The sequence below is a fragment of the Xenorhabdus innexi genome (assembly GCF_002632485.1).
GTDB lineage: Bacteria > Pseudomonadota > Gammaproteobacteria > Enterobacterales > Enterobacteriaceae > Xenorhabdus > Xenorhabdus innexi.
In genome coordinates, this window is sequence record NZ_NIBU01000009.1 from 92,681 (window position 1) to 110,584 (window position 17,904).

Consider the following 17,904-nt stretch of genomic DNA (forward strand, 5'->3'; position numbering starts at 1 on the left):
TAACCATAAGAATATTCTTTCTTAATTATAATAAACGTATATTACTTTAATTTTCAGCCATTATTTTTGGTTGATTCTGGTTATCAATATTTGGGCATTTATCGTCAGTATTATTTTTTATTTTTACACAAGGAAAATGTTTTATGAATAATTTGTGCCCTACTGATCTTGAAAAAGAAGACCATCACCGAGATATCACGCGATCTAACGATTATCTACAAAGCATGTCCGCCCGCCATGAGCATTTTGTTGCTGCTGGAAAAATGGATATGATTGGCAGGGTATTTCATAGAACACCCTGTAAGCATGTTTCTGTTAGCTATAGCCCCACCAGCACTGATAGTGAGCAAGTACGTGAAGTTTTGCATTTAGGCTCTTATAACTATTCTGGGCTTAATGGTCATCAGAAAATCATCGAAGCCAGTATTAATGCAACTCATCGCTATGGAACCACATCCAGCGGCGTACGCCTTCTCAATGGGACCTGCGGTCTGCATCTTGAAATGGAACAGAGGTTGGCTAACTTTCTTGGTGTGGAAGACGTGATTACCTTAAGCTCGGGGTTCTGCGCTAATCTTGCGGCTCTTTCCACACTATGCCGTGAAGGTGACATCGTTTTCAGTGATATTCTCAACCATCAGTCTATTGTTGATGGTCTGAAACTGAGTGGTGCAACGATTCGGATTTACCAGCACGTTTCTCTGAAAAATCTTGAGCACAAGCTTCGTCAAACGTCATTTCAGGCACGCAAGTTTATTATTACTGACGGTGTATTCAGCATGGATGGCGATTTGGCTCCCTTGCCCGGAATTGTCGAATTAGCCCGAAAATATAATGCGTTCGTCATTGTGGATGATGCGCATGGCACCGGACACATTGGCCCAAATGGCCGGGGAATTTGTGCACACTTTGGTATAACGGATCAGATTGATATTATCACTGGCAGCTTGAGCAAAGGCTTACCGGGCATTGGTGGATTTATTGGTACCAGCAAGAGAACAGGAAACATTATCCGTCTTGCTGCAACCCCTTATATTTACTCAGCTTCACTGCCTCCGGCTGTACTCGCTTCAATCATCAGCGCCATTGATATTCTTGAAGCTTCACCGCAGTTGACTCTGGAGCTGCAAACTAAGGCTGAGTATTTTCGTCAGAAATTACGTGATGCAGGATTCAATATACTCAACAGTGAAACGGCTATCGTGCCATTGATTACAGGTGATGAGCAATGCTGTTACACGATGGCTCGTATGCTGCATGAGAAAGGTATATATGTTAACCCCGTGACATACCCTGCTGTGAGTAAGACACGATCACGGATACGGATTAACCTGAGCGCGAATTTGAGTGACGAAGAGTTGGATTATAGTATTAGCACGTTAGTGCAGATTGGGCGGCAATTGGCGCTGATATAGCCTCGGAAGGGAATGATTTTAACCATTCAAAATATTACCCGATAAAAAAACAGCCCCCTGACCCACTTGGGGAGCTGTTTGTTATCTAGCTATACTCGTCGTCTTTCAAGTTGCCTCTTTCAAGTTGCCTCTTTGTTGGCTGCCCTCATTCGCCCCAGTCACATAGTTATCTATGCTCCCGGGGACTCATTTCCTTGCCGCCGCGACGCAACTTGAAATCCATAGGGTATAAATTACCCGGTAATTTTTGCGTGCATCTCTTGTACAGAAATAACCTGTTCAGTCGGGTCAGCACTGAGTGCCATGGTAGTCGCGAAACCGCCATTCAGAGTTGTGTCGTAATGCACTTTATATTGCAGTGCGCTGCGACGAAGTAGTTTTGAATCTTCAATCGCCTGACGACCAGCGGTGGTATTGACGATGTAGTCATATTCACCGTTTTTGATTCTGTCCTGAATATGCGGACGACCTTCATGAACTTTGTTCACCAGACGTGGGTTAATTCCTGCTTCACCCAATACAACGGCAGTGCCGTGAGTTGCATCCAGTTCAAAGCCCTGCTTAACTAACTGAGCCGCCAAATCAACAACACGCTCTTTATCGCCTTCACGTACTGACAATAATGCGCGACCTTTTTTACCCATGATAGAGTTGCTGCCCAGCATTGCTTTGGAGAAAGCCTCAGCAAAGGTACGGCCGACACCCATAACTTCACCGGTAGAGCGCATTTCTGGCCCCAGAAGCGGATCAACTCCCGGGAATTTATTGAATGGCAGTACCACTTCTTTCACGGAGTAATAAGGCGGGATGATTTCTTTGGTAACACCCTGTGACTGCAAAGATTGCCCAGCCATGACGCGTGCAGCCACTTTTGCCAGTGGCAGACCGGTTGCTTTGGAAACGAATGGTACTGTACGAGCTGCACGTGGGTTCACTTCGATCAGATAGACTTCGTTGTTTTTCACAGCAAACTGAACGTTCATCAAGCCACGGACACGTAATTCAAAGGCCAGCTTTTCAACCTGATTACGCATAACATCCTGAATTTCCTTGCTTAACGTATAGGCAGGCAAGGAGCAGGCAGAGTCACCAGAGTGAACACCTGCTTGTTCAATATGTTCCATGATACCGCCAATCAGGACGCGTTCTCCGTCACAGATAGCATCCACATCGACTTCAACTGCATCATCAAGGAAGCGATCCAGCAGAACCGGCGCATCGTTAGAAACACTTACTGCGGTTTGGAAATAGCGACGCAGATCAGATTCGTCGTATACAATTTCCATTGCACGACCGCCCAGTACATAGGAAGGGCGAACGACCAGCGGATAGCCCAGATTGTTACCTTTTTCTATCGCCTGTTCGATAGTTGTCACAGTCGCATTGGCTGGTTGTTTCAGGCCAAGACGGTTTACCGCTTGCTGGAAACGTTCACGGTCTTCTGCACGGTCAATAGCATCCGGACTGGTGCCGATAATGGGTACGCCAGCAGCTTCCAGTTCGCGTGCCAGTTTTAGCGGAGTCTGGCCACCATACTGAACGATCACTCCTTTTGGCTGTTCAACGCGTACAATTTCCAGTACGTCTTCCAGTGTTACCGGCTCAAAATAAAGGCGGTCGGAAGTGTCATAATCTGTTGAAACAGTTTCAGGGTTACAGTTAACCATGATAGTTTCGTAACCGTCTTCGCGTAGCGCCAGTGCTGCATGTACGCAGCAATAATCGAATTCAATACCCTGACCGATACGGTTCGGGCCACCACCCAATACCATGATTTTCGGTTTATCACTGTTCGGGTTAGCTTCGCACTCATCCTCATAAGTGGAATACATGTAGGCAGTATCAGTTGAAAACTCTGCCGCACAGGTATCCACACGTTTGTAAACCGGATACAGGTTGTAATCATGACGCAGTTTACGGATTTCTTTTTCGGATACACCCGCCAATTTTGCCAGACGTGCATCAGCAAAACCTTTACGTTTAAGCTGGCGCAGGAAACCGGCAGTCAGGCCGTTGATGCCTTGCTCTGTAACCATATCCTCCAGACGTACCAGCTCTTCAATTTGAACTAAGAACCAGCGATCAATATTGGTCAGGTTGAAGATACCATCAACGGACATACCCGCACGGAATGCGTCGGCAACGAACCAGATACGTTCAGCACCGGCATCTTTCAGTTCACTGCGGATTTTGGTCAGGGATTGCGCATCATCCAGATTGACTTTCGGGTCGAAACCCGTTGCGCCGACTTCCAGACCACGCAGTGCTTTTTGCAGGGATTCCTGGAAAGTACGACCAATCGCCATAACTTCACCGACAGACTTCATCTGAGTGGTCAGGCGGTCATTACTGCCAACAAATTTTTCGAAGTTAAAACGAGGGATCTTCGTGACGACATAGTCAATTGATGGTTCGAAAGAAGCCGGAGTGAGACCACCGGTGATATCGTTCATCAGTTCGTCAAGGGTGTAGCCAACAGCCAGTTTTGCCGCGATTTTAGCAATAGGGAAGCCAGTCGCTTTAGAAGCCAGAGCAGATGAACGGGATACACGCGGGTTCATCTCAATGACAATCAGGCGACCATTTTTAGGATTCACGGCAAACTGTACGTTTGAGCCACCTGTCTCCACACCAATTTCACGCAGTACTGCCATCGAGGCATTACGCATGATTTGATATTCTTTATCAGTCAGCGTCTGGGCTGGTGCGACAGTAATGGAGTCACCGGTATGGATACCCATCGGGTCAAAGTTTTCAATGGAGCAGACGATGATGCAGTTGTCATTTTTGTCACGAACAACTTCCATTTCATACTCTTTCCAGCCAATCAGAGATTCATCGATCAACAGTTCATTGGTAGGAGAGAGATCCAGACCGCGTTCGCAGATTTCTTCAAACTCTTCGCGGTTATACGCGATACCACCGCCGGTTCCGCCCATGGTGAAAGAAGGACGGATGATACAAGGGAAGCCTACGTCTTCAGCGACTGCCAGAGCTTCTTCCATGGTATGAGCGATGCCGGAACGTGCGGTATCCAGACCGATTTTTTTCATCGCTTTATCAAAACGCTGACGATCTTCTGCTTTATCAATAGCATCAGCGGTTGCACCAATCATGGTGACACCGAATTCCTGCAATACGCCCTGACGTTCCAGTTCCAGTGCGCAGTTGAGTGCTGTTTGCCCGCCCATTGTTGGCAGGACGGCATCCGGACGCTCTTTTTCAATAATTTTGCGTACAACTTCCCAGTGAATCGGCTCGATGTAAGTTGCATCAGCCATTTCCGGATCGGTCATGATAGTTGCCGGATTCGAGTTCACCAGTATGACGCGGTAGCCTTCTTCTCTCAGTGCCTTACAAGCCTGCGCCCCTGAGTAGTCAAATTCACATGCCTGACCGATAACAATCGGACCTGCACCCAAGATCAGGATACTTTTAATATCAGTACGTTTTGCCATTTTCGTTTTTCTCCTGATTATTTGGTGTTCTGAGCGTTTTGCTGACGATGCTGTTCAATCAATGCAATAAAATGGTCGAACAGAGAAGCGGCTTCATGCGGACCAGGGCTGGCTTCAGGATGCCCCTGAAAACTGAATGCAGGTTTGTCAGTACGGTGGATACCTTGCAGAGTGCCGTCAAAGAGTGATTTATGGGTTACACGCAAATTTGCTGGTAATGAACTTTCATCAACGGCAAATCCGTGGTTTTGAGCAGTAATCATAACGACATTGCGATCTAAGTCTTTAACAGGATGGTTGCCGCCGTGGTGACCAAATTTCATTTTGACGGTTTTTGCACCACTTGCCAGAGCCAGTAACTGATGCCCCAGACAGATACCAAATACAGGAATGTCAGTATTCAGGAAGGTTTTAATGGCTTCAATAGCATAGTCGCACGGTTCTGGATCACCGGGACCATTGGAAAGGAAAATGCCATCTGGTGCCATTTTCAGTACTTCATCCGCAGGTGTTTTGGCTGGTACGACAGTCACGCGGCAGCCGCGATCCACCAGCATACGCAGGATGTTACGTTTTACACCAAAATCATAAGCAACAATATGGTATGGCAATTCTTGTTCTTTGCGAGCTTCAGGCAGCTCTTCTGCCAGTGTCCAGCTCCCCTGTAACCACTGATAAGGCTGTGCCGTGGTTACTTCTTTCGCCAAATCCATACCTTTCAGGCCGGGAAATGCTTTCGCTTTTTCAAGTGCAATTTGAGCATCCGCTTCATTGCCAGCAATGATACAACCGTTTTGTGCGCCTTTTTCACGTAACAGACGGGTCAGTTTACGTGTATCAATATCAGCAATAGCAACAATGTTATGTTTTTTCAGATAATCAGACAGGTTGTTTTCACTGCGGTAGTTGCTGGTGATTAGCGGTAAATCGCGGATTACTAAGCCTTGGGCCTGAATGGCGGGAGATTCTTCATCAGCAGTATTAATGCCGACATTTCCAATATGAGGATAGGTGAGAGTAACAATTTGGCGGGAATAGGAAGGGTCGGTAAGTATTTCTTGATATCCGGTCATTGAGGTATTGAAGACCACTTCTCCAACAGCCACACCTTCTGCACCTATGGCGCGACCGTGAAATTGGGTTCCATCTTCCAGAACCAATATAGCTGACTTAATCAAAACGCCCTCCAGGAATGAATAACAACTCGCACTCAATGCATATTAATTCAGAATAAATCCTTTAGATCAATGCCAATCATGTTCTTGGTCGAAATTTTGGCAAATTGGGCGCATTCTAATGACGGGAATGGGACTTGTCTACAAAAAATCCCTTTTTTATTGTTTTTTTTGCGAGGCTCAATCCAACATTGATGAAATATGCCTGAAAATTATAAGTAAAGTCCGATTATATGCTCGATTAATGTGAAATTAAATTTTAAAGCTGAAAAAACCATGCTGCTTTCAGTGATTATGGGAGAAAAGATGATAAAAATGAGAATTTAAGATATAAAAGTAGTGATAATTTGGTTTTTGAGTTTTATTTTTATGTTAATCATGTAATTGCGTTGTCATCTGAAAATAATAACGCAATTACAATGAATTACGTATCAACAGAATTATAAGTTTTCCAGGTTAAGGACATCTTTCATATCATAAAGTCCACTATTTTTATTGGTTACCCAAGCAGATGCCTTAACAGCGCCATTTGCGAACGTCATCCGGCTTGAGGCTTTATGGGTTATCTCCACTCGCTCACCGATATCAGCAAAAATAGCCGTGTGTTCTCCGACAATATCCCCCGCTCTTATAGTGGAAAAACCAATGCTTTTGGGATTCCGTTCGCCTGTATAGCCTTCCCGGGCATATACTGCACAGGTTTTCAGATCACGGCCTAAGGTATGAGCGATAGATTCTCCCATCGCCAGTGCCGTTCCTGATGGTGCATCCACTTTATGGCGATGGTGAGCTTCAATAATTTCAATATCTGTATATTCACCCATTACTGCCGCCGCTTTCTCCAGTAGTTTAAGGACAAGATTGACTCCAATACTGAAATTTGCTGCAAAAACAATAGGAATTTCACGGGAAGCTTCTTTAATAGCCTGCTTGCCTGCATCATCAAATCCGGTTGTACCAATGACCATTGCTTTGCGGTATTGATGGCAGACTGCGAGATATGCCAGCGTTCCTTCCGGGCGGGTAAAGTCGATTAAGACATCAAAATCATCAATGACAGTGTTAAGGTCATCGTGGATCGTAATACCGTTAGTACCAATGCCTGCTAATTCGCCAGCATCCGTTCCTAATAATGATGAGCCAGAACGTTCCAGAGCGGCTCCCAGAGTAACACCATCCGACTGTTGAACCGCCTGAATTAGATTGCGCCCCATACGGCCACTGGCCCCTACGATAGCAATGCGGATATCTGTATCAGCCATAAGGCCCTCGCTGTAGTTAATATTGATTTTTAATAGAGGTGATAAAGCAAAATTGCCTACAGCTTAACTGGCAATAGCTGGCTGTGCCAGACTTAGAGGGATACCATTAGGAAAACAGCGATCAGGCGGACAGTTATAAAAAATGCTAAAGTGTGCATCTTACATATAGCTATTCACCGGCTTCAGGCAATTCATAATGGCAGATATGTTTATCCCTGACTGACTTTTCATCCTCGGCGTGTTCCTGACGAAGACATTCGGCAAGAAATTCGATAAAGACACTGAGTTTTGCGGGTAAGTGCCGTGTTGGTGGATAAAGTATCCACAATTCACCGGTATAATTAGCCTTAAAACTCCAGTCAGGCAGAACCTGAACCAATCGCCCCTGCTGCAAGGCATGTCTGGCGGTAAAATAGGGCAGGCTGCTGATACCAATGTTTTTGAGTGCTGCATCAAGTCGTACTCCCGTATGATTGGCGGCATAACGACCCTGAATATTGACGGTGGCAATTTTACTGCCCTGACTGAACTTCCAGCGTGAATCGCCGGGTTCTTCACCAAGATAGATGCAGCTGTGAGTTTTCAGATCGTGGGGATGTTGGGGTATTCCGTGTTCTGCAAGGTATTCCGGTGTGGCACATAGCATATGCCAAATCTTCAGTAATCGTCGCCCCATCAGACCCGGAGGAGGCTGATCGGTGATCCGGATGGCAAGGTCAACTTCATCATCTATTAAATCCACATACCGATCATCAAGCCGTAAGCTGATATCAACTTTGGGATAGCGAGTAAGGAAAGCCGGTATATGAGGATGAATGACAAAACGTCCGACTGCTTTCGGTACGCTCACCCGGACCATTCCCTGCGGTTCATGATTAAAGTTTCCTGATATAGACATGACAGCCTGAGCTGAATTTATCATGCTCAGACAATTTTCATAAACCTGCTGTCCACCCTCACTTAAACGAAGTTTGCGAGTTGTTCTCTGTAACAGTCGGATTCCGAGGGCTTTTTCCAGTCTGGTTACAGAACGGCTTATGGCAGAAGGTGTCGCAGCTAGCTGGCGTGCCGTTTCAGAAAAACTTCCTGTTTCAACGACTTTGGCGAAAATGGCCATTTCCCGCATCAGGTTTATTGTGTTATTTGTGCTCATAAGTCAAAAGTTATTTGATTTTGGGATGGATTATCCCAACTGAGTTTATTTAATACAATCAGGATATTCTGCTTATACAAAGAGTATTAAATATGCTTTCTAACTATCTACATGAATTTCTGGGGCTTGCACTAATCCATTTTCTGGCTGTCGTGGCGCCGGGGCCTGATTTTGCTGTGACTATCAGGCAAAGTATACGTTTTGGTCGCTGGGTTGGGATCTGTACTGCTATTGGTATTGGGGCAGGGATATCAGTTCATGTCATTTATACATTAATTGGGGTTGGTGCTTTAATCCACTCGACGCCTTGGTTGATGACAGCCGCGAAAATAATGGGTGGTGTATATATTTGTTATCTGGGAATTCAATTTATCAGAAGTAAACCGGAACAGGCTGATTTTGTTCTTTCACATGACGCACCAGTGCAGCAACAAAGTCTGCAAAGGGCCTTTTTTACCGGATTTATGACAAATGCTACCAATCCTAAAGCAACTCTGTTTTTTCTGGCTGTCTTTACAACCGTAGTGAGTACAACGACGCCGTTATCTGTTCAGGTTTTTTATGGTGTCTGGATGTGTATAGTAAATGCGGTATGGTTTATTCTGGTTAGCTGGCTTTTTTCCAATCCTTTAATTCGAATGAAATTTATTCGGATGGGATATTGGTTTGAACGTGGAATTGGCATAATTCTGATTGGTTTTGCTGCTCGCCTTGTGTTTCTGACGGTATAACAGGAATTGACTCAGTACAGTAATGGAGTATTATAATTTAATCTGGAAATGGGTTTCTCTTATAAAGATTATTTATTTTTGTTATATAACTTAGTTGATTAATTTTATATGTTAAATTTTTTAATATAAAAAATAAAAATAACTAATTGTATTTATATGATAAAAGGATAATAACATGTTTGGTTCAAGAAATTGCAATTTTGATATTGAAGTTAAGGAAGTTACTTCAGAAGAAGCATCAATAGCATTGAAAAGAATACTGGAAACGTTAGATTGTAGCTGGGAATGCTCTGAGCCTCTATATTCACCTAGATTTGATAATGAGCAAATAGCATGGAATCATAGATATAACGATACAAGAAAGATACTCAGGTTTCTCAAGAATAATACAGGCTCTAGCAGTAACAGAAGTAATGAGTTGAATAAAAATATATTTTTAATTGCTTATTTCAGAGGTGTTCCTATAGGTGCTTCATTGTTGTGTCGGGAGCGTAATGACTCACTTAAAGTTCGCTTCTTGGCAACACATCAGGGTATTCGAGGGTGCGGAGCATTATTGATTGAAAGTGCGGTAAATAAATCAAAACAGATGGGTATGGAGGGAAAATTAGAGCTTGCTCCATTAAAAAGAGCTGAAGGGGCATATATGAATATGGGATTTATTGGGAACGGGGAATATATGGTGTTACGCCCTAACGAAAGTAGTGAACAATGGATGTGGAATGAAGAAAAACAATGTTATAAATATAAGCTTAAATGAAAATTAAATCTATCGTATAAAAAATATTTTACATAAATGGCAACTGTTGATTAAGTGTTTATATTAAATAATACAATAAAGGAAATGAGGATGAATAGATCAAAATCTCTCTGTATTAATAGATTTACTCAGCAGGGTTCTTTAACTCGTAGTCAATCTCTTCCATCATTGGATTCAGTATCACGGTTATCTGTTGACGCAAAACATTATATTAAAATTAAGGAGGTTAACCCAAAAGAGGCTTTTAATGAATTAGTGCTTATTGAAAGGAATATACATAATTATGATCATGGAGTTGATGCCATTGGGCAGCTTGATGAAGAGCAGGGTAAATGGTACGATAGATATGATCAAGCATTTAATATAAGTTCTTCTATTTTGTTTCAGATAAAGTATTGTTTGCAAAAAATGGAAACGAATACGACTAGAGAATTAAAAACGTTTTTTTTTGTTGCTTATTTCAGATTCGTACCTATAGGTGCGTTAATGTTATCTCTGGAAGAAGAAAGTGAAATTCCTGAGGTTTCTTTATTGGCTACTCATCCCGGTATCCGGGGTTGTGGTATTTTATTAATCGAAGAGGCAGTAAAGAGATCACAACAATTAGGTATAGCAGGAAAGCTCAGACTCTATGCTCTAGCTGGTGCTGAACCAGCATATATTAAGATGGGTTTTGTTTTGTCAGCTAGTGGGGATATGAAGTTGAATCCCGCTGAGACTAGTAATAAATGGAAGTGGAGTGAAAAAGAACAGTGCTATAAATTCCTTTATTGTTAATTATATTTAATATTAACTCTTATTGTAATGTGATTTTATCAAGATATTCATAACCAAGAAGAAAGGGTGATTCTTAACTCAAGGTATTATAAATTATATTTTTATTATAGAGGTACTAATGGTATGTTCAGATCTAAATCTTTTTATATAAACAGGCCTAAGAAATCTAAGTTTTTATCTCGATATAAGTCTAGTCCGAATATATACATAGCATCCGTTGATATGAAAGCATCTATCATAATCAAAGAGGTCGGCCCAGAAGAAACATTCAGAGCAATGGGAATAATGGAAAACGAAACTATGGCTGAAGACTGGTACGATTTTGATTTACATCAACTTGATGAAGAACAAAGAAGTTGGAGTGCGAGATATTCTCAATCGTCTGAAGTTCTTAGTTATATCGCGAGGAATGCAAAACTTGAATCTCTGCCATCGGTGTATGGAAATGCTAATCCATCGGGAAGAAATCAGTTCTTTTTTGTTGCTTATTTCAGGGGAGTACCTATCGGGGCTTTACAATTATTAGTGTATGGTAAAGATGAAGATCAGTTACCTGAAGTTTATTTTTTGGCAACGCATTGTGGCATTCGGGGATGCGGGGTTTTATTGATGGAGTATGCAGTAAATAAATCACAGCAATTAGGAAGGAAAGGGAAATTAAAGCTTACTCCATATGATAGAGCCAGGTCTGCTTATATGGGGATGGGGTTTATTGTTAATAAAGATAATAAGTTGGAATTACATCCTGATGAAAATAATGATAGATGGATATGGAATGAAAACACTCAGAGTTATAAATTTAGGTCTTGTTAAACTTTATTTTTAATAAGGATGATTAATAATATGTTTAGATTGAAATTTTTTAATACTCATCGCCCTGTAAACCCGAGTTCTTTAACCAGAGCGGAGTCTTTTTCAAAACCAATTAATATCAGATATTCTATAGTAATCAGGGAAGTCAGTATACCTGAAGCATTAAGCGCAACGAACATAGTAAAAAAGAATATGGCTAATGACTGGCTTGGTTCCCATTCTTCTGATTCACTTGATGCCGAACAACAAAGATGGCATGAGAGATATAGTGAGGCTCTCGATATGTTTGATAACATCATTGAAGATACAGAAGGTTACATTAATAATCCAGAAAATGCGAACAAAGCCAAAAATATATTTTTTGTCGCTTATTTAAATGGTACTCCTGTAGGTACTCTAGGGCTATCAATGAATCATAAAACCCCTAAAATTATCTCTTTGGCAACGCATTGCGGTATTAGAGGCTGTGGGGTTTTATTGGTTGAGTATGCAGTAAATAAATCACAACAATTAGGAAAGAAAGGGAAATTAAAACTTCAACCGTTTGATAAAGCCAGACTAGCGTATACGAATATGGGTTTTATGCAAGATGACGGAAATTTAAAGTTAAATCCGGCTAAAAGAACTGATAAATGGATATGGGATGAAAGTAGTAAACGATATAAATATATATTTTGTTAGGTTTCATCTATAGCAAAGGTAATCTTTAATGTATAGGTCAAAATCTTTTAATATTTACCACACTGTAGATCCCGGCTCTTTAGCTCGAGCTAACTCTTTTTCAGGTAGGTTAAGCTCAGTTGATATAAGAGCTTCTATAGTTATTAAAATTGTTAATCAACAAGATGCCATCAACGCAGCAAAAAGAGTACTTACCGAAACTATGAGTAATAACTGGGATAGTTTTATTTCTGCTGAAAATCAGTTTCGTATACGAAGACTTGATGAGGAACAATGCCGATGGATTTCGAGATACAAGAATGCACGTAATATATTTGATTATATTATAGATAGTTGTGAGATTGATACAGAAACTAGTTCAGAACAAAAACATTTCATTATTGCTTATTTTCGTGGTGTTCCTATAGGGATCTTATATTTACTAATTAAAGAAAGTAATGTGTTGCCCGAGGTTGTTTTTTTAGTAACGCATTGCAGTATCCGGGGTTGTGGTGCTTTACTCGTTGAAAGAGCAATCAATAAATCATTGGAGTTAGGTAAAGGAGCGGATATCAGGCTTTTGCCACTCGAAGATGAAAATGTCATATCTGCGTATGAAAATATGGGGTTTATGCAATCACATGGAGAAATGGTATTATATCCCGCTCAATGTAGCGCTAAGTGGAGGTTTAATGCAGCGAAGAATTGTTATAAATATCTTTTTTGCTAAATTGCGGTTAACGCACTTAACAGATTGTAATATCCCAGCTTTTTGTAAGAAGACTCAATCAGTTAATAATTATTTTTCTTACAAAAAGCCGGGATAAGAATATCTAATTAACTTCTTTTACTTCAACCCGTAGCTCTTTCGGTACTTCAAATACAATATTTTCTTCACGGCCATGCAGCTCATTAACAGTCTTGGCACCGAGGGTTTTCAAACGCTCAATAACTTGTTGCACCAGAATATCCGGGGCAGATGCACCAGCAGTAACACCAACAGCAGTCACATTATCAACCCATTCTTCTTTGATATCCTCAGCAGAATCAATCAAATAAGCCAGTTTTCCCATGCGCTGTGCCAGTTCAGCCAGACGGTTTGAATTTGACGAATTTTTGGAACCGACTACCAGAACAATATCAGCATCATTTGCCAGATCACGTACTGCTTCCTGACGGTTAGTAGTGGCATAACAGATATCGTCTTTACGGGGGCCAATAATCTTCGGAAAGCGGGCATTAAGAGCATCAATGACTGCTGAGGTATCATCTACAGAAAGTGTCGTTTGTGTCATAAAGCACAGATTATTTTCATCTTTAACCTGTAATTTCCACACATCTTCTGGTGACTCTACCAGATACATACCGCCTTTGGGGTTATTGTATTGCCCCATTGTTCCTTCTACTTCCGGGTGACCAGCATGCCCGATCAGAATGGCTTCTTTACCTTTACGGCTGGCTCGGGCAACTTCCATATGTACTTTTGTGACCAGAGGACAGGTTGCATCAAACAGCATGGTCAGATTGCGGGAGCGGGCTTCGGCACGGATAGCCTGAGAAACACCATGTGCAGAGAAAATCAGAATTGCACCATCAGGGACTTCTGAAATTTCTTCGATGAAAATAGCACCCCGATCCCTGAGATTGTCAACCACATAACGGTTGTGAACGACTTCATGACGAACATAAATCGGAGCGCCATAAAGTTCTAATGCTCGCTCCACAATGCTGATGGCACGATCAACACCAGCACAAAAACCACGAGGGTTAGCCAGCAATATTTGCATGGTTTTCCTCCAACTGAGGGTCTATTTCCAACACTTCAATGTCAAAAGTGATGTTTTGATCAGCCAGCGGATGGTTAAAGTCAACAGTGATGGAACCTTCCGCGACTTCCTTGATGAACCCCGGCATTTCACTGCCGTTCATCGCCGTAAATAGCATGATAGTGCCGACTTCAGGAGTACCTGAGTCTGCAAAATCACGGGGCGTGAAGTATTGTACTAAATCAGGATTATATTTGCCGAAAACAGTTTCTCCTGCCAGTGTAAATTGGTGTTTTTCGCCAGCTTTCAGACCAAGGAGCTGCTGTTCCAGTGGCTCAGAAAGACTGCCATCACCTAAACGGAATAATGCGGGTTTACCTTGACTGTAAGTTGAGTCTGCTGTTGAGCCATCATCCAGTTTTAGTGTGAAATGTAATAAAACAGCGCTATGCGCCTGCACCTGCATTGACATGTCGCTCAAACCTTTTAATAAAAACGATTGCAGTGAGATTGAATGACCAGCCCCGGTTGCTTTAACCGTGGCTGGCTTCTTATTGTTTTTTAGTGACTATCTTTTAGTAACTATTTTTTTGATGACTGTACTTTCGATGAGGTTTTTTTATCATCCGGTCTGATAAAACTCTCAATGATGATGAGTGCTGCCCCGATGCAAATTGCAGTATCTGCAATATTAAAGGTAGGCCAGTGCCATTCTCCGACATAAAAGTCGATGAAATCCACAACAAAGCCGTGTACTAACCTATCGAACAGATTTCCCAGTGCCCCTCCGACCACCAAAGCATAGGCGATGTTGCTCAGTTTCTGTTTGGCACTGGAACGATACATCATTACCAGTAATGTGACAGAGATAGCAATTGCTACTAAAGCAAAGAACCAACGCTGCCAGCCACCTTTGTCTGCCAGAAAACTAAATGCCGCTCCAAGGTTCTGAGCGTAAGTCAGATTGAAGTACGGTATTAACGGTATGGACTCATACAGCGTAAAATTCTGCAATACTAACTGCTTGCTGCCCAGATCCAATATTAATACCACAGCAACTAACCAAAGCCAGCGGAGGCCAGTGGAACAAATGGGTTTCTTCATCAGGCAAATTTACGCTCTTCACCGTTACCGGCAACGTTAGTCACACAGCGGCCACAGAGTTCTGCATGTTCCGCCACCAATCCCAAGTCTTTAGCATAGTGCCAGCAACGTGGGCATTTTTCACCGTCTGCTTTACGGAAGGCAATTTTAAGACCCTGAAGTTCGCTCTGTTGTGCATCATCACCCGCCGTCGAGTATGTAGCAACGTCTGCCTGTGAAGTTAACAGAACAAAACGTAACTCATCAGACAGTTTGTTGAGTGTTCCGGCCAGTGCTTCATCAGCATACAGTGTTACCGCTGCTTCCAGTGAACTGCGGATATGCTTATCAGCACGTGCCTGCTCCAGAACTTTGTTCACTTCACCACGAACTTCGAGCAGCTCAGCCCAGAAAGTATCGTTCATATCTTCACTCTCTGCCAGACCGAACAGGCCATCGTACCACTCTTCAGTCAGAACGAACTGAGCACGTTTACCCGGCAGTTCATTCCAGATCTCATCAGCAGTGAAGGAAAGGATCGGAGCCATCCAGCGAACCAGTGCTTCTGCGATATGATACAGAGCGCTCTGGCAGCTTCGGCGGGCAACACTGTCGCTTTTTGCGGTGTATTGGCGATCTTTGATGATATCCAGATAGAATGAACCCATTTCTACGGAACAGAACTGCATCAGACGCTGAACAACGGCGTGGAAGTCGTATTCATCATAGTATCTGAGGATATCAGCCTGTGCTGCCTGTGCGCGACCTACTGCCCAGCGATCCAGTGTCACCATCTCTTCTGTTTTCACCATATGCTGTTCAGGATCGAAACCATTCAGGTTTGCCAGCAGGAAGCGCGCAGTGTTACGGATACGGCGGTAAGCATCCGCAGAACGTTTCAGGATTTCATCTGAAACTGCAATTTCACCGGAATAATCTGTTGAAGCGACCCACAGACGCAGAATATCTGCTCCCAGTTTGTTCATGACATCTTGTGGGCTGACGGTGTTGCCGATGGATTTGGACATTTTACGTCCCTGCTCATCAACGGTGAAACCGTGAGTCAGAACCTGACGATAAGGTGCTTTGCCTTTGATAGCGGTGGAAATCATCAGAGAGGACATGAACCAGCCACGGTGCTGGTCAGAACCTTCCAGATAAATATCAGCGGCATTGCCATTGAATTCTGGACGGGCATCGACAACGGAAGAACTGGTACTGCCGGAGTCAAACCAGACATCCAGAGTATCCTGTGCTTTCATGTAATCTGCTGCTTCATCACCCAGCAGTTCGGATACGTCGAGATCCCACCATGCCTGAATACCATCCACTTCAACCCGCTTGGCAACTTCTTCCATCAGCTCAACAGTGCGGGGATGCAGTTCCTGAGTCTCTTTATGCAGGAACAGAGACATTGGTACGCCCCACGTGCGCTGACGGGAGATACACCAGTCCGGGCGGTTTTCTACCATTGATTCGATACGCGCCTGACCCCAGCCCGGTATCCATTCAACACCTTTGATCTCTTTCAGTGATTGTTCGCGCAGGCCTTTTTGATCCATGCTGACAAACCATTGTGGTGTTGCACGGAAGATGATCGGTTTTTTATGACGCCAGCAACAAGGGTAGCTGTGCTGAATTTTTGACAGGCTCAGCAATGCACCTTTTTCTTTCAGTAGCTCAACGATGACATCATTCGCTTTGAAAACAAACAGGCCATCCAGAGTAGGATAAGTACCGGAGATGTAGCAACCGTTAGGCCCGACTGGGTTGGCGATTTCGAGACCATATTTCAGGCTGATGGAGTAGTCGTCCGGGCCATGACCACCTGCTGTATGTACTGCACCCGTACCTGCTTCCAGTGTGACGTGATCACCCAGAATGGCAGGAGCATCAAAGCCCATGAACGGGTGGTTGAAACGCATCAGTTCTAAATCTGCGCCTGTACAGTCACGCAGCACTTCCCATGAAGTGATGCCTGCACGCAGCATAACAGATTCGACCAATTCTGCTGCCAGAATCAGGCATTCGTTGTTAACTTTAACTAATTGATAACTGATTTCTGCACCCAGCGCTATTGCACGGTTAGCTGGCAGCGTCCACGGAGTGGTTGTCCAGATCACCAGAGAAACCGGCAGACCCTGTGGTTGTACACCAAATTTAGCGTATACAGCATCAGCATCAACGGCGGTGAAACGGACGTCAATGGAAGGGGAAGTTCTGTCGTAATATTCAACTTCCGCTTCGGCAAGGGAAGAACCACAGTCGGTACACCAGTGAACAGGTTTAACACCTTTCAGCAAATGACCATTGCCGATGATACGACCCAGAGCACGAATGATGTCAGCTTCAGTTTTAAAGTCCATTGTCAGGTAGGGTTTATCCCAGTCACCCAGAACACCCAGACGTTTGAAGTCCACTTTTTGTGCTTCGACCTGAGTCATTGCGTATTTGCGACACTCGGCCCGGAATTCGGCAGCGGAAAATTTTTCCCCCGGTTTACCAATAATCTGCTCAACCTTGAGCTCAATCGGCAAGCCGTGGCAGTCCCAACCCGGAATATAAGGCGAATCGTAGCCTGATAACCCTTTGGACTTAACAACAATATCTTTGAGAATTTTATTAACTGAGTGACCAATATGAATATCGCCGTTTGCATATGGAGGGCCATCATGCAGAATAAAGCTCTTCTTGCCGGATTTTGCTTTTCTGATGGCCTGATACAAACCTTCTTTGTACCAACGTTTCAACATATCTGGTTCGCGCTTGGCTAAATCGCCGCGCATAGGAAACCCTGTTTCCGGTAAATTTAGGGTGTCTTTATAGTCACTCATTAGTAGATTCTCAGTTC

The 17,904-nt window shown here is 43.2% G+C and carries 15 protein-coding genes; 7 read left to right on the top strand and 8 right to left on the bottom strand.

Features of this window, described 5'->3' with window-relative positions; genetic code table 11:
- Window positions 1-143: 143 nt before the first annotated feature.
- The gene (locus Xinn_RS05815) at window positions 144-1,415 is read left to right on the top strand and encodes an aminotransferase class I/II-fold pyridoxal phosphate-dependent enzyme (protein WP_086954282.1); all 1,272 of its coding nucleotides are present in this window, start codon (window positions 144-146) and stop codon (window positions 1,413-1,415) included.
- Window positions 1,416-1,648: 233 nt separating this feature from the next.
- Here Xinn_RS05815 and carB read toward each other — a convergent pair whose 3' ends face one another.
- The 4 genes from carB to Xinn_RS05835 form a co-directional block, all read right to left on the bottom strand.
- On the bottom strand, window positions 1,649-4,873 hold the full coding sequence (carB, locus tag Xinn_RS05820) for a carbamoyl-phosphate synthase large subunit (protein ID WP_086954281.1): 3,225 nt from the start codon (window positions 4,871-4,873) through the stop codon (window positions 1,649-1,651).
- A gap of 17 nt (window positions 4,874-4,890) precedes the next feature.
- Complete coding sequence (gene carA, locus Xinn_RS05825) at window positions 4,891-6,051, bottom strand: glutamine-hydrolyzing carbamoyl-phosphate synthase small subunit (protein ID WP_086954280.1); 1,161 nt, start codon at window positions 6,049-6,051, stop codon at window positions 4,891-4,893.
- A gap of 437 nt (window positions 6,052-6,488) precedes the next feature.
- The gene (dapB, locus tag Xinn_RS05830) at window positions 6,489-7,310 is read right to left on the bottom strand and encodes a 4-hydroxy-tetrahydrodipicolinate reductase (protein WP_086954279.1); all 822 of its coding nucleotides are present in this window, start codon (window positions 7,308-7,310) and stop codon (window positions 6,489-6,491) included.
- 169 nt (window positions 7,311-7,479) lie between these two features.
- Window positions 7,480-8,463 carry a LysR family transcriptional regulator gene (locus Xinn_RS05835; RefSeq protein WP_086954278.1) on the bottom strand — a complete coding sequence of 328 codons (984 nt, stop codon included), beginning with the start codon at window positions 8,461-8,463 and terminating at the stop codon, window positions 7,480-7,482.
- A gap of 92 nt (window positions 8,464-8,555) precedes the next feature.
- Between Xinn_RS05835 and Xinn_RS05840 the strand changes: the two genes are divergently transcribed.
- The 6 genes from Xinn_RS05840 to Xinn_RS05865 all read left to right on the top strand — a co-directional run bounded on the left by Xinn_RS05840 (window position 8,556) and on the right by Xinn_RS05865 (window position 12,934).
- Window positions 8,556-9,194, top strand: coding sequence for a LysE family translocator (locus Xinn_RS05840; protein ID WP_086954277.1), 639 nt, complete (start codon window positions 8,556-8,558; stop codon window positions 9,192-9,194).
- A gap of 175 nt (window positions 9,195-9,369) precedes the next feature.
- Window positions 9,370-9,954, top strand: a complete 585-nt coding sequence (locus Xinn_RS05845) for a GNAT family N-acetyltransferase (RefSeq protein WP_086954276.1) — start codon at window positions 9,370-9,372, stop codon at window positions 9,952-9,954.
- Between the two features lie 90 nt (window positions 9,955-10,044).
- Complete coding sequence (locus Xinn_RS05850; RefSeq protein ID WP_099137617.1) at window positions 10,045-10,731, top strand: GNAT family N-acetyltransferase; 687 nt, start codon at window positions 10,045-10,047, stop codon at window positions 10,729-10,731.
- A gap of 222 nt (window positions 10,732-10,953) precedes the next feature.
- Window positions 10,954-11,544 (top strand): GNAT family N-acetyltransferase, encoded by a 591-nt coding sequence (locus Xinn_RS05855; protein WP_143706519.1) that lies wholly within the window; start codon window positions 10,954-10,956, stop codon window positions 11,542-11,544.
- Window positions 11,545-11,574: 30 nt separating this feature from the next.
- Window positions 11,575-12,225 (top strand): GNAT family N-acetyltransferase, encoded by a 651-nt coding sequence (locus Xinn_RS05860; RefSeq protein WP_086954272.1) that lies wholly within the window; start codon window positions 11,575-11,577, stop codon window positions 12,223-12,225.
- A 28-nt stretch (window positions 12,226-12,253) separates the two neighbouring features.
- Complete coding sequence (locus Xinn_RS05865; RefSeq protein ID WP_086954271.1) at window positions 12,254-12,934, top strand: hypothetical protein; 681 nt, start codon at window positions 12,254-12,256, stop codon at window positions 12,932-12,934.
- A 103-nt stretch (window positions 12,935-13,037) separates the two neighbouring features.
- On the opposite strand, the gene ispH is transcribed toward Xinn_RS05865, so the two are convergent.
- From ispH to ileS, 4 genes are all read right to left on the bottom strand, one after another.
- The gene (ispH, locus tag Xinn_RS05870; RefSeq protein ID WP_086954270.1) at window positions 13,038-13,991 is read right to left on the bottom strand and encodes a 4-hydroxy-3-methylbut-2-enyl diphosphate reductase; all 954 of its coding nucleotides are present in this window, start codon (window positions 13,989-13,991) and stop codon (window positions 13,038-13,040) included.
- Window positions 13,972-14,442 (bottom strand): FKBP-type peptidyl-prolyl cis-trans isomerase, encoded by a 471-nt coding sequence (gene fkpB, locus Xinn_RS05875; RefSeq protein ID WP_086954269.1) that lies wholly within the window; start codon window positions 14,440-14,442, stop codon window positions 13,972-13,974. The genes ispH and fkpB overlap by 20 nt, the downstream gene beginning before the upstream one ends.
- Before the next feature lie 110 nt (window positions 14,443-14,552).
- Window positions 14,553-15,074: a signal peptidase II gene (gene lspA, locus Xinn_RS05880; protein WP_086954268.1), complete on the bottom strand. Its 522-nt coding sequence runs from the start codon at window positions 15,072-15,074 to the stop codon at window positions 14,553-14,555.
- Entirely contained in the window at window positions 15,074-17,887 is a 2,814-nt protein-coding gene (gene ileS, locus Xinn_RS05885) for an isoleucine--tRNA ligase (protein ID WP_086954267.1), read from the bottom strand. The genes lspA and ileS overlap by 1 nt, the downstream gene beginning before the upstream one ends.
- Window positions 17,888-17,904 lie beyond the last annotated feature (17 nt).

Excerpts from the sequence above, each read along its gene's own strand:
- Xinn_RS05845 (WP_086954276.1), top strand. The coding sequence starts at position 9,370 with ATGTTTGGTTCAAGAAATTGCAATTTTGATATTGAAGTTAAGGAAGTT.
- Xinn_RS05860 (WP_086954272.1), top strand. The coding sequence starts at position 11,575 with ATGTTTAGATTGAAATTTTTTAATACTCATCGCCCTGTAAACCCGAGT.
- ileS (WP_086954267.1), bottom strand. The coding sequence starts at position 17,887 with ATGAGTGACTATAAAGACACCCTAAATTTACCGGAAACAGGGTTTCCT.
- Xinn_RS05865 (WP_086954271.1), top strand. The coding sequence starts at position 12,254 with ATGTATAGGTCAAAATCTTTTAATATTTACCACACTGTAGATCCCGGC.
- fkpB (WP_086954269.1), bottom strand. The coding sequence starts at position 14,442 with ATGTCAATGCAGGTGCAGGCGCATAGCGCTGTTTTATTACATTTCACA.
- Xinn_RS05855 (WP_143706519.1), top strand. The coding sequence starts at position 10,954 with ATGAAAGCATCTATCATAATCAAAGAGGTCGGCCCAGAAGAAACATTC.
- Xinn_RS05840 (WP_086954277.1), top strand. The coding sequence starts at position 8,556 with ATGCTTTCTAACTATCTACATGAATTTCTGGGGCTTGCACTAATCCAT.
- lspA (WP_086954268.1), bottom strand. The coding sequence starts at position 15,074 with ATGAAGAAACCCATTTGTTCCACTGGCCTCCGCTGGCTTTGGTTAGTT.
- ispH (WP_086954270.1), bottom strand. The coding sequence starts at position 13,991 with ATGCAAATATTGCTGGCTAACCCTCGTGGTTTTTGTGCTGGTGTTGAT.
- Xinn_RS05815 (WP_086954282.1), top strand. The coding sequence starts at position 144 with ATGAATAATTTGTGCCCTACTGATCTTGAAAAAGAAGACCATCACCGA.
- carB (WP_086954281.1), bottom strand. The coding sequence starts at position 4,873 with ATGGCAAAACGTACTGATATTAAAAGTATCCTGATCTTGGGTGCAGGT.
- dapB (WP_086954279.1), bottom strand. The coding sequence starts at position 7,310 with ATGGCTGATACAGATATCCGCATTGCTATCGTAGGGGCCAGTGGCCGT.
- Xinn_RS05850 (WP_099137617.1), top strand. The coding sequence starts at position 10,045 with ATGAATAGATCAAAATCTCTCTGTATTAATAGATTTACTCAGCAGGGT.
- Xinn_RS05835 (WP_086954278.1), bottom strand. The coding sequence starts at position 8,463 with ATGAGCACAAATAACACAATAAACCTGATGCGGGAAATGGCCATTTTC.